Here is a 22447-nt window from a genome sequence, read left to right on the forward strand (position 1 = left end):
CGAACCCGTCGGACCCGGTGGCCAGGAATCCGGCTGATCCGGTCCTGCACCACTCCACTGCCCGACAAGCCCTAGCGGGTGTCATAGGCCAACGCTAGTCGGCTTCGGCGAAAACCGGTAGGGAAGTTCTCATGAACCAGACGCCGCGCGCCGCGCCGTGGCGGCCAGCACCGCACACCCGAGGACCCGGATCCCGCCCGATTCCAAGGCGCGACCGGCCTCGCTGAGCGTGGAACCGGTGGTGATCACGTCGTCGACCAGCAGGACCGGTTGACCGCTCAGCGTTTCAGCCCAGCGCGAACGCAGCCCGAAAGCCCCGTCCAGATTGGCGGTACGGCGTTCCGCGGACAGCCCCGCCTGGTCGTCGGGACGCCTGACGACGCGCAGCGCGAAGGCCGCCCGGGCGTCGATTCCCTGCCTGCGCAGGGATCTGACGGCGGCCCTCGTCATCCGCCCGAGCGGGTCGTGCCCGCGCCGCCGGACGGTTGCCCGCGACGACGGCACCGGGCACAGCCAGGCGGCGCGCCGGTCCCCGAGCGCCGTCCGTACGACGTCCGCCAGCAGCCGGCCGAGCGGCGCGGCCAGGGCGTACCGGGCGTGCTCCTTGTGCGCCAGGACCAGGTTGCGGAGCTCCCCGGCGTACGGCGCGGCAGCGGTCGGCGGCGCGAGTCCCGGCGGTCGCGGGTCGGGCCAATGACGGAACGGAGTCAGACCGGTCAGTAGCCGACGGCAACCACCACAGAGAGTGACGCCGGGCCGCTCGCACCCCGCGCAGCGCCCGCCCAGCACCAGATCCACGAACGCGTCCCGCACGACCACCCGGCCCAGGATCCGCGCCCCGGCACCCGCCGCACAACCCGGGAGCCGCGGACCTGTGGAAAACCGGGGTCAGCCGGGGTAGGTCGGGATGATGACGGACTTGTTGTCGTCGGCGTCCATCGAGACCCAGAGCAGGTCCTTGCTGAGCCAGTGGATGTGGCCCGCGTCGTCCTGGATCACCGGGAGGGTGTCCTTGTTCGGGTTCGAGGCGACGCGATCGGGGGTGAAGTCCGGCGTCGAGCCGGGCAGCAGCTGCAGGCTGGACCCGTCGGTGTTGACCAGCCAGACCTGGGGCCCGGAGGTGCCCGCGCCGATCACGATGATGCCCTGCTTGTTCCAGGCCGCGTCGGTGATGTTGCTGAGCGCGAGCTGCAGCGGCCGGAGCTGACGCAGCATCAGCTGCTTGGTCCCGGTCTCGGTCTGCACGGTGGCGGTCTGGACGTAGTTCAGGTTGGTGCCCTTCTGCCGCATCACGAGCAGCGCCCGGACGCCGTCCGGCGCCATCCGCAGCGCCACCGGGGTGTCGCCGTTGAAGTCGACCTGGACCGGCCTGAGCTTGCCTTCGTGGTCCCGGAGCCGCAGCCGCGGCTTGTCGCTCTCGGCCTGGTCCAGGAACCACAGGTTGTCCTGGCGGTCGAAGCTCGGCGGCAGGGTCTCGCCGTCGAGTTCGATCGGTGTCGCCTTGGCGTCCTTGTCCGTCGGCTCCAGCGGCCCGTAGTACAGCTTGTCCCCGTCGAGGGTGACGATCGCACCGGTGTCACCGGTCAGGTTCACGGCGAAGGACTGCGCCTTGTACTCGGCCAGCGGACCGGCGTTCAGCAGTTGCGGGGCGATGTCGGAGGAGCCGTCGAGTCCGACGATCCGGTGCGGCCTGTCCCGCAGCAGCCCGTACAGCCTGGTCACCGACCCGCCCGGCACCTGCGGGTCGTACTGGCTGAAGTTCGCGAACGGCAGCACGTCGGGCTCGTCCGGCAGCAGCGGCGCGCCGCCGACGGTGATCTTGGCCCGGAGGTTGAGCTGGTTGAGCGTCCAGACGATCTGGGCCGCGAGCAGCCGCCGGTCCTGGTCGCGGAGCGAGCCGGCGGTGTCGTTCAGCGCGACGGTGGCCACGCCGAGGTCGACCGGCACGGACACCTGCACCTCGGTACCGGGCGGCGCGATCGTGACGACGCCGTTGCCGAGCCGGCTGGTCGGGCCCTTCAGCAGCTCCTGGATCAGCTGTGTCGCCGCCTGGCCGGACGGCAGGTTCTGCGGCAGGTAGACCGGGTCGGGGACCAGCAGCTCCCGCGACTGGTTGAAGAAGTACAGGTCCCGGGGAGCGAGTTTCAGGTCCACCTGGTTGCTGCCGAGGTACGCGCCCGGCGGCGGCGAGTCGACCCGCCACTGGTTGTCGACCTTGCGCAGCTTGAAGAAGAAGTCCGCCCGGGCCTTCTCGGGCGCCGGGATCCACTCGCCGCGCTCGCCGATGGTGGCGATCTTCCGGGCGGACAACTGGATCCCGTCGCCCTTGCGGGTGAGCGACTCGGGACGCTGGTCGTACACCACCGTCTGCGACTCCGGCTTCCAGTTGCCGGCCGCTTCGGGCGTCATGTACTGCCGCGCGACGTCGTACGCCTGGGAGTCCGACATGGCCTCCAGGAAGCCGCTGACGATGGCCATCTCGTCGACGTTCGGCCGCGGTGGCTTCGCCTCGACGCCGACGCCGCCCAGGTCCGGCGCCGAGCCCTGCCGGTCGCCGTACCGGATGGTGCCCTTGGTCGGGACGGCCGCACAGCCGGCGAGCATCGCCACCGACAGCAGCGCCACGAGGAGTTTGCGCTTCACTTCTCCTCACCACCGCTGCTCAGCTTCTGGTACGGCGCTCCGACGTCGACCAGCTCGGTGACGACGCGGCTCGCGTCCGCGGGGCGCGCGGGCAGCGGCGAACCGGTGAGCGCGACGTCCGGCCGGCGCGGCAGCGTCAGCCGGAAGTAGGCGCCGTCGCCGGGCGAGCCCCACGCGTCCAGCCGGCCGCCGTGCAGCCGGGCGTCCTCCAGCGCGATCGACAGGCCCAGGCCGGTGCCGCCGGTGGTCCGGGCCCGGGCCGGATCGGCGCGCCAGAACCGGCTGAACACCATCTCCGCCTCCTCGGGACGGAACCCGATCCCGTGGTCGCGGACCGCCACCGCGGCAGCGTCGTCGTCGTACGCCGTGCTGATCCGGATCGGCAGGCCCTCGCTGTGCTCGATGGCGTTGCCGATCAGGTTGCGCAGGATCCGCTCGATCCGGCGGGAGTCCACCTTCGCGCGGCACGGCGCCGGCATGTCCAGCTCGACCGGGCAGCCCTTGCGCTCCAGCAGGGTCTCGTGGTTCTCCAGGACCCGGTTGACGATGTCGCGCAGGTCCACGTCCTCCAGGTCGAGGGCAGCCGCTCCGGCGTCGAACCTGCTGATCTCGAGCAGGTCGGCGAGCAGCTCCTCGAACCGGTTGAGCTCGTTCTGCAGCAGCTCCACGGACCTGCGGCTCATCGGGTCGAACTGGTCGCGGCTCTCGTGCAGCAGGTCGGCAGCCATCCGCACCGTGGTCAGCGGCGTGCGCAGCTCGTGCGACACGTCCGACACGAACCGGCGCTGCAGCCGGGACAGCTCCTCCAGCCGGCGGATCTGCCGCTGCAGGTTGGAGGCCATCTTGTTGAACGACACGGCCAGCCGCGCCAGGTCGTCGGTGCCGCGGACCTGCATCCGCTCCTCGAGCTTGCCGGCCGCCAGCCGCTCAGCGATCCGCCTGGCCATCCGCACCGGTGTCACGACCTGCCGGGTGACCAGCCAGGCCACCGCGCCGAGCAGCACGATCAGCAACAGACCTGCGGTCACCAGAGCGCGCTGTACGACGTCCAGCGTCTCCTGCTGTGCTGTGAGCGGGAAGAGGAAGTAGATCGCGTACCGGTCGCCGGTGGAGTCGATGCGGAGCTGGGAGCCGATGACGAGCCCCGGGACGCTGGGGCGGTCCCGGTAGTTGATCTGCGTGTAGGTGTCCCAGAGCTTCGTGTCGTCGCTCACCACCGAGGAGGCCAGCGGCTGCGGGATCGAGTCGCTGTCGACGAGTCCGGTGTAGCGGATCGCGTTCGACGCCGCCTGGTCGGTCGGCACCAGCAGGACGTCGTACAGGCCCGGGCGGTTGGAGCCGAGGACCAGCTTGGACAGCTCCTGGTTGATGGTGTTGGGCGTGGCGGCGTCGATCGTCACGGACAGCTGCTGGAGCTGCGCCCGCACCTCTGCCTGGGCGCTGGTACGGCGGGATTCCAGGACGCCGTCGGTGACCTGGCTCATCATCACCCAGCCGACCAGGATCAGGACCAGCGTCGACATCAGCAGGGTGCCGGTGACGATCCGGGCCTGGATGGAGCGCCGCCAGGCGTCCGGCCAGTGCTTCGGGTGGGTGCGCCACAGCGGCGGCGGCTGGGCAGACCAGTCCGCCGCGGCGGCGGTCACCTCCAGCTCCGTCCCGCGGGACTCGGCCACCTCCTGCTCGGGCGGGGCCTGCTGCCCCGTCTGCGACCCGGCGCCCTGGCCCGGCTCGATCACCGGATCCGGCACCTGGTCGTCGGCGGCAGTCTGCGACTCTTGGCCGCGACCGTACTCGATCAGTCCGCACCAGCCTTGTATCCGACACCGCGGACCGTGACCACGATCTCGGGGTGTTCAGGGTCCTTCTCGATCTTGGAGCGCAGCCGCTGGACGTGCACGTTGACCAGCCGGGTGTCGGCGGCGTGCCGGTACCCCCAGACCTGCTCCAGCAGCACCTCGCGGGTGAACACCTGCCAGGGCTTCGACGCCAGGCAGACCAGCAGGTCGAACTCCAGCGGCGTCAGCTGGATCGTCTCGCCGGCCCGCTTCACCGAGTGGCCGGCGACATCGATGGTGAGGTCGCCGATCGTCAGCGACTCCGGACCGGGCTCGTCCATCCGGCGCAGCCGGGCCCGGATCCGGGCCACCAGCTCCTTCGGCTTGAACGGCTTGACCACGTAGTCGTCGGCACCCGACTCCAGCCCGAGCACCACGTCCACCGTGTCGCTCTTGGCGGTCAGCATCACGATCGGAACGCCGGACTCGGCCCGGATCGCGCGGCAGACGTCGATCCCGTCCATCCCGGGCAGCATCAGGTCGAGCAGCAGCAGGTCGGGCTTGAACTCGCGGAACGCCGGTACCGCTTTGTCACCGGTCGCACACAGATAGGTGTCGTAGCCCTCGTTGCGCAGCACGATGCTGAGCATCTCCGACAACGCGGTGTCGTCGTCGACGATGAGGATGCGGCCCCGCATCGTCCGGTTACCGTCTGCCACGCCCAAGCTCCTTGCCGTCCGGTCCATCCCGATCCTCGCCGATCCCGGCCGATCGGTGTGCGCGCGGCGGGTGCCAGGCCGTACGCACTACGGATAGTGTCCCATTCCCCCGGTAGTGCACACGCCGGATCGCCGTGTGACCCCGAGTTGGGCTGTGATCATGGTGCACGTCCGGGGTTCACCACAACTCACGGACCGGCCGGTACGACGGTTCAGCCGGGCATTCAGCCGGACAGTCAGCGGGAGAGGAGGCACGGTGGGCGACCGGGACATGACGCTGCACGACGACGTGGCGGCCGAGCCGCTGCGGCCGTGGCTGCCCGCTGATCTCCTCGACAACGCGGCCCGCACGATCGCGGACAACAAGACGATCATGCTGGGCCTGCCGGTGCTGGCCGGGATCGCGCTGGTCGCGGTGCAGGCGGCGCTGACCGAGGTCGCCGTACCAGGTGGTGTCAGTGGGTTCTTCGGCGCTGACGACCCGTTCGGCCAGGCAGGTGCGGCGTTGCTGCTGACGTACGGCGTGCAGGTCGTGCTGTTCTCGGTGGTCTCGAGCATGCTGGCCGGCATCATCGCCCTGGCTGCTGTGCGGACGCAGCTGGCGCACCGGGCGGGTCCGCGTGAGCTGATGCGGCTGGTACGGCCTGCGCTGCCGGCACTCGCTGCTGTCGGGCTGATGCAGTCCCTGTCGTTCATGCTGCTCATCGGCGGCTGGGGGCTCGCGGTGCTCGGTATCGGCGCCGGCACGGACGCTGCGGTGTCCTCCGACGCGGCCGGCGCCGCAGCGCTGGTGATGATGCTGGTGGGCGGGGTGCTCGTGCTGATCTTCGGTATCCGCCTGGTTCTCGCCGGGACCGTCGTACTGATGGAGGGCCGCCATGCGCCGGACATCGGGCTGTACATCCCGGTGCGCGTCGGTGTGTGGGGCGCGCTGCGACGGTCGTGGCAGCTCGTCAAGGGCAAGTTCTGGCGGGTGTTCGGGATCCTGCTGTTCGGCGGGCTGGTGGTGAACATCATCGGGTATGCGCTGCAGTTCGGGGCGAGCGCGCTGCTGATCACGGTCAGCGGCTGGGCCGGCGCCGACGACAGCACCGCGGCGACGGTCGTGACGATCGTGCTCGGGGTCGCGGTGGCCGTCGCGACGCTGATGACGCTGATCGCGAGCCTGGCGTTCATGTCCGCCGTCCAGGCCCTGATCTACCTGGACCTCCGGGTCCGGCGGGAAGGGCTCGACCTGTGGATGCGGCCCGCATTGTGGTCCAGGGAGCCGGCGTGATGCTCTTCCCGCTGGAGCCCCGGTCGACATCGGCCGGGACCAGGCCGCCGAGGAGGCGGCCAAGGAGCTGTCCAAGTCGGCGTACCGGGACTCGGGGTCGCTGATCGAACGGGCCTTCGGCAAGGTCATGGAGTGGATCACCGAACTGCTGGACAGCCTCAACGGCTCCTCGCCGAACGGCCACGCCGGTCTGGCCATGCTGATCGGTCTGCTGCTGCTGATCGTGGTCGTGGTGCTCTGGCGGGCCGGTGTCCTGCGTACCAGCCACAAGACGAAGTCCCAGGCCGTGTTCGACACCGCCCGTCCGCTGCGCGCAGCGGAGTACCGTGCGCAGGCTGAGCGGGAGGCGGCGTCCGGTGAGTTCGCCCAGGCGATCCGCAGTCGCTTCCGGGCGTGCGTGGCCGAGCTGACCGAGCGGACCGTGCTGGACGAGCGGCCGGGCCGCACGGCGTACGAGGTGGTCGCCGACGCGTCGCAAGCGGCGCCAGTACTGCGTGAAGTGCTGCAGCCGGCCGCCCTGGTGTTCACGGAGGTTGTCTACGGCAACCGTCCGGGGACGCCGCAGCGGTACGCCGCTGTAGTGGCTGCCGACGACGCCGCACGGACTGCCCGGGTGAGCGTATGAGTACGTCGGTCGCGCAGAGCGTTGGTGAGAGCTGGCGGGCGTTGCGGACGCCCCTGCTGGTCACAGGACTGATCGTGCTCGCCGCAATCGGCCTGCTGATCGCTACCTCGGCCCGGACGTCAGGGCCTTTCAGCCCGGACTCCACGGAGTCAGGCGGGGCACGTGCCCTGGCTGCGTTGCTGGAGAACCACAACGTCGAGGTGCACAGCACGGAGTCGCTGGAGGACGCCGTACGGCCAGGTGACGGCAAGGCGCTCCTCATCGGGCCCTCTGGTTCGCTGAACGAGTCCGACTGGCGCCGGATCGCGGACGCGCGGTGGAGCCACGTCATCCTGATCCGTCCGGGCAGCCGGGCGCTGTCCGCGCTCGCGCCGGGCGTGCGGTCGACGGGCGACTCGCTGGCGTCCCGGAGCCGTGAGGCGCGCTGCGATCTCCCGGCAGCGGTCAAGGCCGGCACCGTCACCGTCGGCGGGCCGACGTACTCCGCTCCGGAAGGTGCGATCACTTGCTACGGCAACGGGATCAACCACACCGTGGTGCGGCTGGAGGTGGACGGCCGGACCGTCGACGTTGTCGGCACGCCGGCGTCGTTCACCAACGACCAGCTCGCGGACGACGGCAACGCGGCGCTGGCTCTCAACCTGATCGGCACGCACCAGGAGCTGACCTGGTACCTGCCGCAGTACGAGTCGACGTACAACGGGCCCGATGAGGACGAGGGCCCGCCACTGATCCCCCCGGACGTCCGCTACATCGCCTGGGCGCTCGCGTTCGCCGTACTGGTCGTAGCGATCTGGCGAGGGCGTCGGCTCGGTCCTGTCGTGGCCGAGCGGTTGCCGGTGATCGTGCACGCTGCCGAGACCACTGAGGGCAGGGCACGGCTCTACCGACGTTCCAGAGCTCGCGACCGGGCTGCGGCCGCGCTGCGCGAGTCGGCGCTCGGCCAGCTGCACAAGGCGCACGGCATCCCCCGGCGGGCGGAACCGGCGGCCGTGGTAGCTACGGTCGCCGCACGGACCGGACGCGACCCGGCCATGCTGTACGAGCTGCTGTACGGGCTGCCGCCGCTCACCGACGCCGCACTGATGTCCTTGTCCCAGGAACTCGACGTACTGACGCAGGAGGTACGACACCCGTGACGACTACCGAGGTCACCGCGGAGCAGGCCCGGCAGGCGCTGGTCGCGCTACGGACCGAGATCGGCAAGGCGGTGGTCGGCCAGGACACCGCGGTGACCGCGCTGGTGCTCGCGCTGCTCTGCCGGGGCCACGTCCTGCTGGAGGGCGTCCCGGGTACGGCGAAGACGCTGATGGTGCGGGCGCTGTCGACGGCGATGCGGCTGGAGACGAAGCGGGTGCAGTTCACGCCCGACCTGATGCCGGGTGACGTCACGGGGTCGCTGGTGTACGACGCGAAGACGAGCGAGTTCGAGTTCCGGCCGGGACCTGTGTTCACCAACATCCTGCTGGCCGACGAGATCAACCGGACGCCGCCGAAGACCCAGGCGGCGTTGCTGGAGGCCATGGAGGAGCGGCAGGTCACCGTGGACGGCGAGCCGCGGAAGCTCCCGGTGCCGTTCGTCGTGGCAGCCACGCAGAACCCGGTGGAGTACGAGGGCACGTACCCGCTGCCCGAGGCGCAGCTCGACCGCTTCCTCCTCAAGGTGACGCTGGACATCCCGCCGCGGGATGCGGAGATCGCCGTGCTGGCCCGGCACGCGCAGGGCTTCGATCCGCGTGACCTGGCCGCGGCTGGTCTGCGGCCGGTGGCCGGCCCGGAGGACCTGGTGGCCGGACAGAACGCCGTACGGCGGGTTGCGGTCCGGGAGGACGTGTTGGCGTACGTCGTGGACCTGTGTCGTGCCACGCGTCAGTCGCCGTCGCTGCAGCTCGGGGTGTCGCCGCGTGGAGCTACTGCGCTGCTGGCCGTGTCGCGGGCGTGGGCGTGGTTGTCGGGGCGCGACTACGTGATTCCGGACGACGTGAAGGCGATGGCGCGTCCTTGCCTTCGGCATCGGGTCCAGGTGCGGCCGGAGGCGGAGCTGGAGGGCGTTAGCGCGGACGCAGTACTGGAGAGCGTGCTGGCTACGGTTCCGGTGCCACGGTGAGCTCCTCATGGTGCTGACGGGGCGGGCGGGAGTGCTGGCCGCGGCCGGCGTCGTCTTCGTTGCCGTGGTGATGCCGTCGTGGTCCGGGATCGGTGTGGTCGTTGCTGCGGTGCTGGTGGTGTGTCTGCTGGACGTAGTACTGGCTGGGTCGCCGCGGCGGCTGCAGTTCAGTCGTGAGGGCGACAACGCCGTACGGCTGGGCGAACAGGCTGTGGTGAACCTGCTGGTTACCAATCCGGGCCGTCGGGTGCGGGGGTTGCTGCGGGACGCCTGGCCGCCGTCGGCCGGAGTACTCGATCCGCCGCACAAGCTGGACCTCCCGTCGGGTGAGCGGCGTCGGCTGACCACGCATCTCGTGCCGACGCGGCGGGGCGATCGGCAGGCGGTCCGGGTGACTGTGCGGTCGATCGGGCCGCTGGGGTTCGCAGGTCGGCAGGGGTCGCATCAGGTGCCGTGGACTGTGCGGGCGTTGCCGCCGTTCAAGAGCCGGAAGCACCTGCCGTCGCGGCTGGCTCGGTTGCGGGAGCTGGACGGGCGTACGGCGTTGCTGGTGCGCGGGCAGGGTACCGAGTTCGACTCGCTGCGGGACTACGTGCCCGGGGACGACGTACGGAGCATCGACTGGCGGGCGACGGCGCGGCGCGGAAACGTCGTACTGCGGACGTGGCGGCCGGAGCGGGACCGGCAGGTGGCCATCGTGATCGACTCCGGGCGGCTGTCCGCGGGCCGTGTCGGGGACGCGCCGCGGCTGGACCACGCGATGGACGCGGCGCTGCTGCTGGCTGCACTCGCTACGCGTGCTGGTGACCGGGTGTCGTTGCTGGCGTGTGATTCGGCGGTGCGAGCCGACGTACGACGTCCTGCGCCGGAGGACGTGTTGCCGTCGTTCGTGAACGCGTTGGCGAACGTCGAGGCTGAGTTGGTTCAGACCGACTTCCGGATCGTCGTGTCGCAGGTGCTCGAGCGGTTGGGTCAGCGGTCGCTGGTCGTGCTGCTCACCGGGTTGGATCCGGCTGCGATCGAGGAGTCGCTGCTGCCGGTCATCGGGCCGCTGTTGCGGCGTCACGTCGTACTGCTGGCGTCTGTTGCCGATCCGCGGCTGACCGAGCTCGAGGCGGCGCGGTCGGATCTGCTGGAGGTGTACAACGCGGCGTCTGCTGCGCGCACCCGCCTCGACCGGGAGCGGCTCACCGCGACCCTGGCCCGCGCCGGCGTCACTGTGGTCGACGAGCCTCCGGAGCAGATCGCACCCACCTTGGCCGACACCTACCTGGCCCTGAAGAAGGCCGGCCGCTTGTAGGTTGTTCAGGCGAGCCTGGCCTCGGGTCGCGTCGTGGAACGACCGCAGGACGGCCGCGGCTGCGGCGATCTGTTGGTCGTTCCAACGCTGGTATCTGGTGGGGACCGAACCTTTTAGGAACGTGAGGATGTCGCGGGCCTGATCGTCTTTTCCGAGGTACTTCGGGGCCGCCGCGAAAGCGTGTTCCGCTAGGTGTCGCAGGAGGTTCGCGGTGAAGGACGAGCGGTCCGACGCGGGGCGGCGTACCGTGTCGCCGACACGCACCACCCCGGGCGTCAGCCGGCCGCCGGTCAGCGGTTGCTCGGTCAGCGGCTGTTTGGTCACGGCATGGTGGGGCGTGCCTGGAGGAAGGTCCAGCGGTGGCCTTCGAGGTCCTCGGCCTCGTACGAGCGATAGCCGTACTGGTGGATTTCCTGGACGATCTTCGCACCGTTTTCCTGCGTACGCGCGAAGTGCGCGTCGAGGTCGTCGACGTACACCCAGGTGGCGTGGTCGGCGGACGGCCCTCCCGGTTCGGTACGGCGGAGCAGGATGATCGAGCTCGTGCCGGCGTGCAGCTCGATCCACGACGGCTGCTGGCCTTCCTCGGGGACGCGGTCCCACGACTCCAGACCGAAGACCTTGTGCAGCCAGCGGGCCGCCGCGGCCGGATCCTCGTAGGACAAGGCGATCGCGAGCCGGCCGACCTCACGGGGCGTCCGCGGCGCGGAGTCGCGACGGTCGAGCCAGGCCGGGAACCAGTGCAGCACGTTCCGCCACGAGTAGACGGCCTCGGTGCCGCCGGGAACCAGCGCCTCGACGACGGTCACACGTGTTCCGGCAGCGATCGGATCGAACGTGACAGTGGTTTCCGTGTCGTCGGTGGAACTCCGGTACTCGAACCGCACGCCCGGCTCCCACGCGGTGATCACCCCGCGCTCCAGGGCGTCGTCGGCGTACACCTCGAGGATCCGGCCGCCGACGCCCGGTTCGATCCGCACCTCGACCGCGCGGGCGGAGTCCCAGAAGTTGATCGGGCCGCGGACCCACCACAGGTCGATCTCCTCGGTGAACACCCGGAAAGCGGTGGCCGGGTCGACGCCGACCTCGACAGCGACCTCGACGGAGGTGGGCAGTTCAGTCATCGGACTTCCCCTTCTGCTCGACATGCCGTTTGAAGGCGCCCAGCTGGTCCCGCCAGTGCGCCTGCACCTGGTCGAGCCAGGCCTGCACGGCGACCACCGGCTCCGGGTTGAGCCGGAACACGCGGACCCGCGCGTCGTCCGGGACCCGCTCGTCGGCGACCAGGCCGGCCTCGAGCAGGATCCGCAGGTGCCGGCTCATCGCGGGCGACGACGCCCCGGTGGCCGCGGCCAGCTGCCCGGCCCGCCGCGGTCCTTCCCCCAGCAGCTGTACGACGTGCCGCCGGGTCGGATCGGCGAGCACCTCGAAGAAGCGGTCGACCTGATCTTGCGCCATGCCTGAATAGTTCTACCAGTTGTTAACTATTGTCAACCGTTGGAAGAACCTCTCGGCTGATTGGATGGGCCGCATGAGTGAGAGAGATGTCGAGAAGGACTACTCGGTCGCCGACTTCGCGGCCAAGCTGCGGCGGCTCGCGGACGCGCTGGAGTCCGGCAAGCCGTTCCGGATCCAGGTCGCCGGCGAGCGTTTCACGGTGCCGAAGAACGCGCGGATCAGCGTCGAGCACGAGCGCGGCGAGGACGAAGAGGAAATCGAGTTCCAGCTGAAGTGGGCCCTCGCCGACACCGACGAGGAACCCGAGGACGACGACGCGGTCTGATCAGCCGGTCTTCACCGCGGCAGGTGGCACGCAACCTGATGGGCCTCGCCCGCCGGAAGGATCGGCAGGGGTTGCGTGTCACAGGCCGGTGATCCGTTGCCCTGGGCCACCAGTTGGCAACGGGGATGGAACCGGCAGCCGCTCGGGACGCGGGTCGGGTCCGGCGGTTCCCCGCTGAGCACGATCCGCGCCGGCGACTCGGGAAGCACCGAGAGCAGCGCCTGGGTATACGGATGCTGCGGATTCGTCAGCACGTCCTCGGTCGGACCGGACTCGACGATCCGCCCGAGATACATGACGGCCACCCGGTCGGCGATGTTCCAGGCCAGCCCGAGGTCATGGGTGACGACCAAGGCCGACAACCCCAGCTCGTCCCGCAACCGGAGCAACAGCGAAAGAATCTCCCCACGCACCGAGGCGTCCAGCGAAGCCACCGGCTCATCCGCGATCAGCACCTTGGGGTCGAGCGCCAGCGCCCCCGCAATCACCACCCGCTGCCGCTGCCCACCCGACAACTGATGCGGAAACCGCTGGAAAAACCGTTCCGCAGGCCGCAACCCAGCCCGCCCCAACGCCGAGGCAACCAACGCCTCCTCATCAACCACCCCAGCCCCACCAGCAGTCCCGAGGGCGTTGTCCCGTGACGTCGCAGCGGGAGTGTACTTGCTGGGCAAGCGGTGGATGCGTAAGCCCTCGGCTACGGCTTCGTAGACGGTGTGGCGGGGGTTCAGCGAGCCCATCGGGTCCTGGAGGATCAGTTGGACCTGGCGGCGGAAAGCCTTCAGCGCCCGGCCGTTGTAGGTCAGGGGCGTGCCGTCGTACCTGATCTGGCCGGACGTCGGCCGTTCGAGTCCCAGGAGAGTGCGGGCCAGCGTGGTCTTGCCGCAGCCGGACTCGCCGACGAGTGCGACGATCTCGCCGGCACCCACCGACAGGTTGACGCCGTCGACGGCTCGCGCCCGCCGCCCGCCGCGCCCGGCGAACTCGACGTACAGATCATTTGCCTCTAGCAAGAGTCACTCCCCTACCAAGACACAGGCGGCCGCCCGGTCACCGGACACCCGCAGCCGTACGTCGGTACTCGCGCACGACTCGAGCGCCACCGGGCAGCGCGGATGGAACGCGCACCCACCGGGCAGTTCCTGCGGATCCGGCGGATCGCCCGCGAGCCCGCGCGGAGCGAGCCGTGACGCCGGATCACCGACCGTCGGAAACGCCGCGGCAAGCGCTTGACTGTACGGATGCCGGAACTCACCGGAGGCCGGCCCGACCTCCACCAGCCGGCCCGCGTACATGACCGCCAGCCGGTCGCACATGTCCGCGAGCACCGACAGGTCGTGCGAGATCATCAGCAGCGAGATCCCGTGGTCCGCGATCAGCTGCCGGATCAGCGTCAGCACCTGCGCCTGCACCATCAGATCGAGCGCGGTCGTCGGCTCGTCCGCGATGATCAGCTGCGGCGAGCACGCGAGTGCCATCGCGATCATCACCCGTTGCCGTTGGCCACCACTCAGCTCGTGCGGATAGCTGCGCGCCCGCCACGCCGGCAGTCCGACCTGCTCCAGCAACTCCCGCACCCGCGCCTCGGCCGCGGCACCGGACGCCAGCTTGTGCACCAGCAACGGTTCCGCGATCTGGTCGCCGATCCGTCGTACCGGATTGAGTCCGTGCTGCGCGCCCTGGAAAACGATTGAAGCCGACGACCAGCGCACGGCCCGCAACCGGCCCCACTTCATCGTCAGCACGTCCTCGCCGTCCAGCAGCACCCGCCCGCCGACCACCGCCGACCGCGGCAGCAGCCGGAGCAGGGCGAGCGCCACCGAGGACTTCCCGGACCCGGACTCCCCTGCCAGCCCGACGGCCTCACCGGCCGCCAGTTCCAGCGACACGCCGCGTACGGCGGGAACGTCGTCGGCGCGCGTTTTCCGCCCGCCGTCGATCCGATACGTCACGGACAGCTCGTCGAGGGTCAGCATCAGACCGCCCGGGTCCGCAGCCGGGGATTGAGCACGGTCTCCAAAGCCCTTCCACACAAGGTGAACGCCATCACCACGATGACGATGCACAACCCGGGAACAAGGATGTACCACCACGCTCCGGCGGTCGCCGCACCCCAGTCGTACGAGCCGCGCAGCATGGTGCCCCACGAGGTCTTGTTCGCGCTGACGCCCAAGAACGCCAGCGTCGACTCCGTGACGATCGCGCTCGCGACCTCCAGCGTCGTACTCGCGAGCAGCAACGGGGCGACGTTCGGCAGCACGTGCCGGGTGGTGATGTGCCAGTGCCCGGCGCCGAGCGCCAGCGAGCGTTCGATGTACGGGCGGGCCTCGACGGCCAGCGTTTGCGCCCGGATCAGCCGCGCCGTCGACGGCCACGAGGTGACACCGATCGCGACGATGATCGTCGCGGTCGAACCGCCCAGGATCGCCGCCAGCACCAGCGCCGTCACCAGCGACGGCAACACCAGGAACCAGTCGGTCACCCGCAGGATCACCGCACCGACCCAGCCCCGGAAATGCCCGGCCGCGATGCCGAGCACGGTCCCGATCACCATGCTCAGCAGGGCCGCCAGGAAACCGATCAGCAGCGAGGTCCGCGAACCCCACCAGATCATCAGCAGCACCGACCGCCCGGACTCGTCGGTGCCGAGCGGGGCGTCGAGGCTCGGCGGCGCCATCTTCTCGCCGGTTCCGGAAACGACGTTCGTCACGCCGGAATCGATGAACAGCGGCGCGATCAGCGCCAGCACCACGGCCACCGCGAGGATCACCAGCCCGGCGAGACCGGCCCGGTGGGTGCGGAAATCCGCCCAGAACCGTTCCGCGGACCGTCGCCGGCGTACCCAGGAAACGTTGCTCATGCCGACCTCACCCGCGGATCGAGGACGTGGTAGACCACGTCGGCAAGCGTGTTCATCACGATCACGGAAACCGTGATCAGCAGGAACGTTCCTTGCATCAACGTGAAGTCCGGCACCCGGATCGCCTCGTAGAACAACTGTCCGAGCCCCGGCCAGCTGAAGATCGCCTCGACGGTCACCGCGCCCCCGACCACGAACCCGATCCGCATGAACACCAGCGTCACGGTCGGCAGCAGCGCGTTCGGAACGGCGTGTTTCCGCCGTACGTCGTCGTCGCGCAGGCCCTTCGCGCGCGCGGTCGTGATGTAGTCCTGGCCGACCTCGTCGATCACCGACGACCGCATCACCAACAGGTACTGCGCGTACACGACGGCGACCAGCGTGAGGCACGGCAGCACCATGTGCTGCCCGACGTCGAGCACGCCCGCGAAGCCGTCCGGCTTGTCGACGCTCGAGCTGCCGCGGGTCGGGAAAATACCCGGAATCGGACCGATTCCGGCCGCGAACACCATCAGCAGCAGCAATCCGAGCCAGAACGTCGGCACCGACCACAGCACCAGCGAGATCGCCGTCGACACCTTGTCGAAGCGGCTCCCCGGCTTCCAGCCGGCGCGGGCTCCCTGCCAGAGACCGAGGCTCACGGCCAGCACCAACGCCGTACCGGTGAGCAGCAGCGTCGACCCGATCCGCTCGCCGATCAGGTCGAGGACCGGGCGCTTGTACTCGTAGGAAACCCCGAGGTCGAACTGCAGCGTCTGCTTGACGAACTGCAGGAACTGTTCCGGGACCGACTTGTCCAGCCCGAGCCGCGCGCGCTCCAGGTCCAGCTGCTCGGGCGTCATGTTCCGACCCTGCGCCAGCGCCCGGACCGGATCGCCCGGCAACAGCCGGAACAGGAAGAACGTCGCGACGATCACCATCGCGATGCTCAGCAGGGCGCCGCCCGCCTTGGTCGCGGCGTACCGCAGCAGACCATGGCGGACCGGCGCCTGCTCGAGCTCGTCGAGAGCCGCGGTCATGACACCGTCATTCGCGCTCGTCGGCCGCGCCCTGACGGCGTCGCAGGACGAAGAACCCGCCGATCAGTACGACGGCCGCGGCCGCCGCGACACCCGCGATCAGACCGGTGCTCATTCCGCCGCTCTCGGTCGCGGCGCCGTCCTTCGAAACGGTTTCCACGGTGTAGAACGGCCAGTAGCCCGAACCGCCGTACAGCAGGCCCTTGTCCTCCGGGATCGGCGTGATGCTGGCGATCCGGTCCTTGCGGTAGCCCTCGAGGTCGTTCGGGTAGTACAGCGCGATCACCGGCGCGTCGGTGTAGAGCCGCTCCTCCATCTTCTTGATGATGTCGGCGCGCTTGCCGCGGTCGAGTTCCTTCTGCTGCTGCTGGTACAGGCTCTCGTACGTCGGGTCGCAGTAGAACGACTCGGTACCGCCGCCCTCACCGGAGGCCGTGGGCCGCCGGCTGCACAGGTGCGTGGCGAGCACCTCCTCCGGGTCCGGGTTCACCGACCAGCCGCTGATCGCGATGTCGAACAGCGCCGTCGTACCGGTTTCCTCGCTGAACTTGCTCGAGTCGAGCCGTTTCGTGGTCAGCGCGACACCGATTTCCTTGAGCCAGCCGGTCAGGTACTCCGACAGCTTGTCCTCGATCGGGGTGTCGGTGTGAATGCTGAACCGGAACTGCAGTTTCCGGGATCCGTCCGGCATCGTGCGGATCCCGTCCGGGCCCTTCTTGTAACCGGCGTCGTCGAGGATCTTGTTCGCCTTCGCGATGTCGAAGCCGATCTTCCGGTCGCCGCTCGCCTCCCAGAAGTAGTCCTTGTACAGCGGCGGAATGATCGAGCCGTCGGCCGGTTTCGCCAGCCCGCCCTGGACCTCGTCGACGAGCTTCTGCTTGTCGATCGCGTGGTGCAGCGCCGTGCGGACCTTCGGATCCTTCAGCGCCGGGTGCCCGTCGCCGATCGGCTTGTTGTCACTGGTCGTCGCGCCGTGGTTGATCTGCAAGTACGTCGCGCGCCGGCCCTGGGTGTTCCACTGGACGATGTTGTCGTCGCCCTTCAGCGACTCGAAGTCCGGCGGGTTCAGCCGGCCGATCAGGTCGATGTCGCCCTTCTTCAGGCCGACGATCGACGCCGCGGGGTTGTCGTAGAAGATCAGCTGCAGCTCGTCGATCTTCGGCCGGCCGCGCCAGTAGTCCGGGTTCGCCTCCAGCCGGACGAACTGGTCCTTCTTGTGCTCGACCGCGACGTACGGCCCGCTGCCGACCGTCGGGTAGACCTCGGCGTCGTACTTCCCGATGTCCTTGACCTTCTCCCAGACGTGCTTGGGCATGATCGGCACCGGGTTGTCCAGCATCGAGGCCTGCGGGGCCTTGAGCTTGATGGTCAGCTCCTGGCCGTTCGCGGTGACGCTCTGGAAGTTCTCGACCGCCGGGCCGTTGCCGGTCTTCGCGCCGTCGTCGGTGATCATCTTGTTGAACGTCCAGGCCGCGTCCTCGGCCGTGATCGGCTGCCCGTCCGACCACTTCGCCTCGCGGATCTTGAACGTCCAGGTCAGCCCGTCCGGCGACGTCGTCCAGGACTCCGCCAGATCCGGGCTCGGCTGCAGCGTCTTGGAGTCCGGCACCGTCAGGAACCCGTAGATCATCCGCTGGATGGACCCGGTCACCAACCGTACGGCGAGGAACGGGTTCATCGAGTCGACCGACTGCGTCACGCCGATCTTCACGACCTTCTTCTGCCCCGGTTCAGCGGCGGACGCCGTCCCGGGTATCACCGCCAGCAAACACAGCGCCGCCAGCACCGCCAACAACTTCCTCATCGGGCCGCCCACCTTCCCCAGCCGTTGGTGTTTGGGGAAGAAACCACACCAGCAACCGCCTTCCCGTCAAGAAGATACGAACTTTTGTCATCTTGCGGTGATCTTCTTACTGCGCGAACCCGGCAGGAACCGGTCAACCCCACGCGTGCTCCGCGGGCCCACTTCGTCGCTCCGCTCCTCAGCGCCCCCGCTCCACCCGCTCCCACCCACCCCCGGGCCTAGCGCCCGGACGTCTGTTTCCGGCTGACGCCGGTCCTTCCGGCTCGCGCCGGTTGTTTCCGGCTCGCGCCGGTTCTTTCCGGCTGGCGCCGGATGTTCCGGCTGACGCCGGCCAATTGCGAGCTGCCGCTCGCCTGCGACTGCGAGGTCGGCGTCGTGCGCGGCTCAACCGGGAGATGAGGCAGTCAATTGCGCGCTCCAAACGTCACCCGCTCTCCGAGTTGGCCAGCAGGGTGAGCGCGAAGTCCCGCTGCGGCACGAACCCAATCGTCGACCAGTAGTCGGCACCTGGAACGGCCGCACCCACCGTGGTCGCCCATTTCGGCCGCAGGGCAGAAAGGCCACTCCAGCACGCTGCGGTGCTTCGAAGCGACATCGACGCCGAGCCACTTTGCATCGTTCGCCGGGCCCGTCGGGCTTGTGCCGCGTGCATGTCCGGGAGGCGACGGTGCGTACCGAAGAACGGGTAGTGGTGTCATCCGCGGGACGCCGCTACAACTGCGGCACGCCTACCGGCGCTCGCGGGGGGCGACCACTACCCGTTCATCGGTACACGCCTAGTCATGCGACCGGGTAGAACGCGTCGGGATCGGATGTGGAGGTTGACCCTTGGCCAGGCCGAGGTCCTCTCGGGGAGACCGAGGTGACGCGGGGTGCATCGCGACCGACGCACTCCGCGCGGTAACAACGCTCGCCAGGCCTCGCGGCGCTTCCGGGAAGGCTTCGTCTCCCCGGTTGGCCCTGGTGGCGCGCTGACCTGGGAGTCGCCCGCGGGCGGCAGCTCTCAACGCCCGGCTTCAGCCGGGAATCCAGGCGGCAGCCGGAAGAACTGGCGTCAGCCGCAAGAATCCGGCCGGGCAGCCGGAACAGAAGGTCCGGGCGCTAAGCCCGCGGGGTGGATGGGAGGGGCGGAGCGGGTGGGCTGAGGCGCGGGTGAGCTGAGGCGCGGGTGAGCCGAGGCGCGGGTGAGCCGAGGCGCGGGTGAGCCGAGGCGCGGGTGAGCCGAGGCGCGGGTGAGCCGAGGCGCCGGTGGGCCGAGGCGCCGGTGGGCCGAGGCGCCGGTGGGCTGAGGAGTGGGTGGGCTGAGGAGTGGAGCGACGAAGGATGTGCCCGCGGAGCAGGCGTGGGTTGAGCGCATCCACCGTCACTACCCACCAGCCACCGCAACAGCTTGACTACACGATCGTGTAGTAGTTTGCTTTTGTGTGTAGGAGAGGAGTGGTGGATGGATCGGGACGTGGCGGATCTGACGGGGCGGGCTCGGATTCGGGATGCGGCTATCAGGTTGTTCGGGGAGCGGGGGATCGAAGGGGCTTCGATTCGGGATATTGCGGCGGAGGCGGGGGTTTCGTCGGGGCTGGTGCGGCATCACTTCGGGTCGAAGGAGGCGTTGCGGGAAGCGTGTGACGCCTACGCGAAGGAGCGGATGCTGCAGATCGGGGCCGAGCTCACGCAGGGGCGGGAGCTGAAGAATCTCGATCCGTTGGCGCTGCATCCCGTTGCGTTTCCGCTGCAGCTCTACATCGTGCGGTCGATGATGGACGGCTCCCCGACCGCCACCGCGTTCTTCCTCGAAGGGGTGGACGCCGTGGAGGAATGGACCACCACGTTCGGTATCAACCCCAAGGACCGGCGCGGGTACGCCGCCGCGTTGGCCGCGATCAAGCTGAGTGTGTTCGTGTTCCGGGACCAGGTCTCGAAGGCGCTCGGCCAGGACATCACCACCCCGGAGGGGTACAACCGGATCGGCCAGGCCCTCATGGAGGTCTTCACGATCCCGCTGCTCCCCCAGGACAACGTCGACACTCAGGAGAAGTGATCATGCCGGCTGCGATCAGCACGGAAGGTCTGGTCAAGCGGTTCGGGCGCACGCACGCCCTGGACGGTCTCGACCTCACGGTGCGAACCGGTGAGGTGCACGGTTTCCTCGGCCCGAACGGCGCGGGGAAGACCACCACCCTGCGCATCCTGCTCGGAATGACCCGCGCGGACGGCGGCCGGGCGACGGTGCTCGACGGCGATCCGTGGACCGATGCGACCGCGCTGCACCGGCGGCTCGCGTACGTTCCCGGTGACGTGACGCTGTGGCCGAACCTGTCCGGTGGCGAGGCGATCGACCTGCTCGGCCGGATGCGCGGCGGCGTGGACAAGCGCCGCAAGACCGAGCTGCTCGAGCGGTTCGACCTCGACCCGCGGAAGAAGGCGCGCGCGTACTCGAAGGGCAACCGGCAGAAGGTCGCGCTGGTCGCCGCGTTCGCGTCCGACGTCGAACTGCTGCTGCTCGACGAGCCCACCTCCGGTCTGGATCCGTTGATGGAGGAGGTGTTCCGCGAGGTCGTGCAGGAGATCAGCGAGCACGACGGCCGGACCGTGCTGCTGTCCAGCCACATCCTGTCCGAGGTCGAGGCGCTGTGCGACCGGGTGACGATCATCCGCGCCGGCCGCGCCGTGGAGAGCGGCACGCTCGGCGAACTGCGGCACCTCACCCGTACGTCGATCCAGGCGGAACTGGTCGGCCCGCTGGACGGTCTCGCCCAGCTGCCCGGCATCCACGACCTGCGAGTGGACGACGGCCGCGTCCGGTTCGACGTCGACACCGACGAGATCAACCCGGTACTGCGCCGCTTGACGGAAATCGGTGTCCGCAGTCTGGTCAGCCAGCCGCCGTCGCTGGAGGAACTGTTCCTGCGGCTGTACGAACCCGAGGCCGTGAAATGACGAGCCTCGCCGGCACGGGCGGGCTGATCCGGCTGATTCTGCGCCGCGACCGCGTCGTACTGCCGCTGTGGATCCTGCTCTTGGTGGCGATCTCGGTGAGCTACGTCAAGGAGTACGGCGACCTGTTCCCGACGCCGGAGTCGCGCATCCAGTACGCGAGCAACGCCGGCTTCATCACCTTGTACGGCGAGCTTTCCGGGCCGAGCCTGGGCGAGTTCGTCAGCTGGCGGCTCGGGTTCGTGCCGGTGATGGTCGGGCTGATCAGCCTGCTCACGGTGATCCGGCACACCCGGGTCGAAGAGGAGTCCGGGCGTCGCGAGTTGCTCGGGGCAACCGTTGTCGGGCGGCACGCACAACTGGCCGCAGCGCTCGTCACAGTTCTTTCCGCAAACGTATTCCTCGGCGTACTGCTTGCCCTCGGCATGCACAGCCAGGACCTGCCGCTGGCCGGATCTGTCGCACTCGGAGCCGTGTACGCCGGCACTGGTTTCCTGTTCGCCGCCGTCGGTGCGGTCGCCGCACAACTGACCGCGAGCGCCGGCGCCGCGCGCGGCATCGCGATCGGCGTGCTCGGAGCAGCCTACGTACTGCGCGCCGCCGGGGACACCAGCGCCCACACGGACGGTCCGCTCGCGCGGCTTTCCTACCTGTCGCCGATCGCCTGGGCGCAACACATTCAACCGTTTTCCGGAAACCGTTGGTGGCTCGCAGTACTGATGCTGGCAGCAACGATCTTGCTGATTGGTATCACAGTCGCGCTGGCCGTGCGACGTGACGTCGGCGGCAGCATCCTGCCCGATCGACTCGGCCCGGCAGACGGGCAACTGGGCTCGCCGCTCGCGCTGGCGTGGCGGTTGCACCGCGGGCTGCTGGTCGCGTGGACTGCCGGGTTCGCCTTGCTGGGCTTGCTGTTCGGCGGTGTCGCCGAGGGTGTCGGCGACCTGATGCGTGACGACCCGAGCATCCAGGAAATGTTCCAGCGGATGGGTGGCGCGGCCGGGCTGATCGACTCGTTCCTGGCCGGCGTGATGTCGCTGGTCGGCCTGATCGCGTCGGCGTACGCCGTCCAGGCCACGCTCCGGATGCGCGTCGAGGAGAGCAGCGGACGCGCCGAGCCGGTGCTGGCGACGGCGACGAGCCGGTGGCAGTGGGCCGCGAGCCACCTCGTGTTCAGTCTGCTCGGACCGGCGGTCGCGCTGCTGGCTGCCGGTGTGGCGGAGGGGTTGGCGTACGGCGTGGCGATCGGGGACGTGGGCGGTCAACTGCCGCGGCTGATCGGTGCGGCGCTCGCCCAACTGCCGGCCGTGTGGGTGCTGGCCGCGATCGCCATCGCGATCTTCGGGTTCTTCCCGCGGGCTTCGATGGTGTCGTGGGCCGGTCCCGCGATCTGCATCCTGATCGGGCTGGTCAGCGCGGGGGTGGCGACCGCGGGCTGGATCCGCGACATCTCGCCGTTCACGCACCTTCCGTCGCTGCCGGGCGGATCCGTGTCGGCGGCGCCGTTCATCACCCTGCTCGCGATCGCGGCCGTCGTCAGCCTCGCCGGTCTGATCGGCCTCCGCCGCCGCGACCTGCCGGCATGAGCCCGACCTGCCG

20 protein-coding genes and 1 pseudogene are annotated in these 22447 nt (G+C 69.4%); 10 read left to right on the forward strand and 11 right to left on the reverse strand.

Annotation, left to right across the window (positions count from 1 at the left end; all coding sequences use genetic code 11):
* Positions 1-129 precede the first annotated feature (129 nt).
* From ABN611_RS04115 to mtrA, 4 genes are all read right to left on the reverse strand, one after another.
* Positions 130-819 (reverse strand): phosphoribosyltransferase family protein, encoded by a 690-nt coding sequence (locus tag ABN611_RS04115; protein WP_350278416.1) that lies wholly within the window; start codon positions 817-819, stop codon positions 130-132.
* Positions 820-888: 69 nt separating this feature from the next.
* Positions 889-2643: an LpqB family beta-propeller domain-containing protein gene (locus ABN611_RS04120; RefSeq protein WP_350278417.1), complete on the reverse strand. Its 1755-nt coding sequence runs from the start codon at positions 2641-2643 to the stop codon at positions 889-891.
* A complete protein-coding gene (gene mtrB / locus ABN611_RS04125; RefSeq protein WP_350278418.1) occupies positions 2640-4382 on the reverse strand; it encodes an MtrAB system histidine kinase MtrB in 1743 nt (580 codons plus the stop codon). Before mtrB ends, ABN611_RS04120 begins: the two co-directional genes overlap by 4 nt.
* A 59-nt stretch (positions 4383-4441) precedes the next feature.
* Positions 4442-5119: an MtrAB system response regulator MtrA gene (gene mtrA, locus ABN611_RS04130; protein ID WP_141859693.1), complete on the reverse strand. Its 678-nt coding sequence runs from the start codon at positions 5117-5119 to the stop codon at positions 4442-4444.
* Positions 5120-5396: 277 nt separating this feature from the next.
* On the opposite strand from mtrA, the gene ABN611_RS04135 reads away from it, so the two are divergent.
* The 5 genes from ABN611_RS04135 to ABN611_RS04155 all read left to right on the forward strand — a co-directional run bounded on the left by ABN611_RS04135 (position 5397) and on the right by ABN611_RS04155 (position 10448).
* The gene (locus ABN611_RS04135) at positions 5397-6416 is read left to right on the forward strand and encodes a hypothetical protein (protein ID WP_350278419.1); all 1020 of its coding nucleotides are present in this window, start codon (positions 5397-5399) and stop codon (positions 6414-6416) included.
* A gap of 127 nt (positions 6417-6543) precedes the next feature.
* A complete protein-coding gene (locus tag ABN611_RS04140) occupies positions 6544-7041 on the forward strand; it encodes a DUF4129 domain-containing protein (protein ID WP_350278420.1) in 498 nt (165 codons plus the stop codon).
* Positions 7038-8180, forward strand: a complete 1143-nt coding sequence (locus ABN611_RS04145) for a DUF4350 domain-containing protein (protein WP_350278421.1) — start codon at positions 7038-7040, stop codon at positions 8178-8180. Before ABN611_RS04140 ends, ABN611_RS04145 begins: the two co-directional genes overlap by 4 nt.
* Positions 8177-9148, forward strand: a complete 972-nt coding sequence (locus ABN611_RS04150; protein ID WP_350278422.1) for a MoxR family ATPase — start codon at positions 8177-8179, stop codon at positions 9146-9148. Before ABN611_RS04145 ends, ABN611_RS04150 begins: the two co-directional genes overlap by 4 nt.
* 7 nt (positions 9149-9155) lie before the next feature.
* Positions 9156-10448, forward strand: coding sequence for a DUF58 domain-containing protein (locus tag ABN611_RS04155; RefSeq protein WP_350278423.1), 1293 nt, complete (start codon positions 9156-9158; stop codon positions 10446-10448).
* 320 nt (positions 10449-10768) lie between these two features.
* On the opposite strand, the gene ABN611_RS04160 is transcribed toward ABN611_RS04155, so the two are convergent.
* Positions 10769-11572, reverse strand: a complete 804-nt coding sequence (locus ABN611_RS04160; RefSeq protein ID WP_350278424.1) for a VOC family protein — start codon at positions 11570-11572, stop codon at positions 10769-10771.
* The gene (locus tag ABN611_RS04165) at positions 11565-11906 is read right to left on the reverse strand and encodes a metalloregulator ArsR/SmtB family transcription factor (protein WP_350278425.1); all 342 of its coding nucleotides are present in this window, start codon (positions 11904-11906) and stop codon (positions 11565-11567) included. Before ABN611_RS04165 ends, ABN611_RS04160 begins: the two co-directional genes overlap by 8 nt.
* A 73-nt stretch (positions 11907-11979) precedes the next feature.
* On the opposite strand from ABN611_RS04165, the gene ABN611_RS04170 reads away from it, so the two are divergent.
* Entirely contained in the window at positions 11980-12231 is a 252-nt protein-coding gene (locus ABN611_RS04170; RefSeq protein WP_350278426.1) for an amphi-Trp domain-containing protein, read from the forward strand.
* A gap of 11 nt (positions 12232-12242) precedes the next feature.
* On the opposite strand, the gene ABN611_RS04175 is transcribed toward ABN611_RS04170, so the two are convergent.
* From ABN611_RS04175 to ABN611_RS04195, 5 genes are read right to left on the reverse strand one after another with little or no spacing between them, the layout of a single operon-like run.
* The gene (locus ABN611_RS04175) at positions 12243-13244 is read right to left on the reverse strand and encodes an ABC transporter ATP-binding protein (protein WP_350278427.1); all 1002 of its coding nucleotides are present in this window, start codon (positions 13242-13244) and stop codon (positions 12243-12245) included.
* A 3-nt stretch (positions 13245-13247) separates the two neighbouring features.
* Positions 13248-14207, reverse strand: a complete 960-nt coding sequence (locus tag ABN611_RS04180) for an ABC transporter ATP-binding protein (protein ID WP_350278428.1) — start codon at positions 14205-14207, stop codon at positions 13248-13250.
* Positions 14207-15091 carry an ABC transporter permease gene (locus tag ABN611_RS04185; protein ID WP_350278429.1) on the reverse strand — a complete coding sequence of 295 codons (885 nt, stop codon included), beginning with the start codon at positions 15089-15091 and terminating at the stop codon, positions 14207-14209. Before ABN611_RS04185 ends, ABN611_RS04180 begins: the two co-directional genes overlap by 1 nt.
* Positions 15088-16110, reverse strand: a complete 1023-nt coding sequence (locus ABN611_RS04190) for an ABC transporter permease (RefSeq protein WP_350278430.1) — start codon at positions 16108-16110, stop codon at positions 15088-15090. Before ABN611_RS04190 ends, ABN611_RS04185 begins: the two co-directional genes overlap by 4 nt.
* Before the next feature lie 7 nt (positions 16111-16117).
* Complete coding sequence (locus ABN611_RS04195) at positions 16118-17914, reverse strand: ABC transporter substrate-binding protein (protein WP_350278431.1); 1797 nt, start codon at positions 17912-17914, stop codon at positions 16118-16120.
* Positions 17915-19358: 1444 nt separating this feature from the next.
* Between ABN611_RS04195 and ABN611_RS04200 the strand changes: the two are divergent.
* The 4 genes and pseudogenes from ABN611_RS04200 to ABN611_RS04215 all read left to right on the forward strand — a co-directional run.
* Positions 19359-19478 (forward strand): annotated as a pseudogene (locus ABN611_RS04200) (TetR family transcriptional regulator); the annotation flags it as partial.
* A 15-nt stretch (positions 19479-19493) separates the two neighbouring features.
* Entirely contained in the window at positions 19494-19952 is a 459-nt protein-coding gene (locus tag ABN611_RS04205; protein WP_350281766.1) for a hypothetical protein, read from the forward strand.
* Between the two features lie 2 nt (positions 19953-19954).
* The gene (locus ABN611_RS04210; RefSeq protein WP_350278432.1) at positions 19955-20851 is read left to right on the forward strand and encodes an ABC transporter ATP-binding protein; all 897 of its coding nucleotides are present in this window, start codon (positions 19955-19957) and stop codon (positions 20849-20851) included.
* A complete protein-coding gene (locus ABN611_RS04215) occupies positions 20848-22434 on the forward strand; it encodes an ABC transporter permease (protein WP_350278433.1) in 1587 nt (528 codons plus the stop codon). Before ABN611_RS04210 ends, ABN611_RS04215 begins: the two co-directional genes overlap by 4 nt.
* Positions 22435-22447 lie beyond the last annotated feature (13 nt).

It is taken from the genome of Kribbella sp. HUAS MG21 (assembly GCF_040254265.1).
Lineage (GTDB): Bacteria > Actinomycetota > Actinomycetes > Propionibacteriales > Kribbellaceae > Kribbella.

Excerpts from the sequence above, each read along its gene's own strand:
- mtrA (WP_141859693.1), bottom strand. The coding sequence starts at position 5,119 with ATGCGGGGCCGCATCCTCATCGTCGACGACGACACCGCGTTGTCGGAG.
- ABN611_RS04140 (WP_350278420.1), top strand. The coding sequence starts at position 6,544 with ATGGAGTGGATCACCGAACTGCTGGACAGCCTCAACGGCTCCTCGCCG.
- ABN611_RS04145 (WP_350278421.1), top strand. The coding sequence starts at position 7,038 with ATGAGTACGTCGGTCGCGCAGAGCGTTGGTGAGAGCTGGCGGGCGTTG.
- ABN611_RS04155 (WP_350278423.1), top strand. The coding sequence starts at position 9,156 with ATGGTGCTGACGGGGCGGGCGGGAGTGCTGGCCGCGGCCGGCGTCGTC.
- ABN611_RS04160 (WP_350278424.1), bottom strand. The coding sequence starts at position 11,572 with ATGACTGAACTGCCCACCTCCGTCGAGGTCGCTGTCGAGGTCGGCGTC.
- ABN611_RS04165 (WP_350278425.1), bottom strand. The coding sequence starts at position 11,906 with ATGGCGCAAGATCAGGTCGACCGCTTCTTCGAGGTGCTCGCCGATCCG.
- ABN611_RS04170 (WP_350278426.1), top strand. The coding sequence starts at position 11,980 with ATGAGTGAGAGAGATGTCGAGAAGGACTACTCGGTCGCCGACTTCGCG.
- ABN611_RS04180 (WP_350278428.1), bottom strand. The coding sequence starts at position 14,207 with ATGCTGACCCTCGACGAGCTGTCCGTGACGTATCGGATCGACGGCGGG.
- ABN611_RS04185 (WP_350278429.1), bottom strand. The coding sequence starts at position 15,091 with ATGAGCAACGTTTCCTGGGTACGCCGGCGACGGTCCGCGGAACGGTTC.
- ABN611_RS04190 (WP_350278430.1), bottom strand. The coding sequence starts at position 16,110 with ATGACCGCGGCTCTCGACGAGCTCGAGCAGGCGCCGGTCCGCCATGGT.
- ABN611_RS04195 (WP_350278431.1), bottom strand. The coding sequence starts at position 17,914 with ATGAGGAAGTTGTTGGCGGTGCTGGCGGCGCTGTGTTTGCTGGCGGTG.
- ABN611_RS04210 (WP_350278432.1), top strand. The coding sequence starts at position 19,955 with ATGCCGGCTGCGATCAGCACGGAAGGTCTGGTCAAGCGGTTCGGGCGC.
- ABN611_RS04215 (WP_350278433.1), top strand. The coding sequence starts at position 20,848 with ATGACGAGCCTCGCCGGCACGGGCGGGCTGATCCGGCTGATTCTGCGC.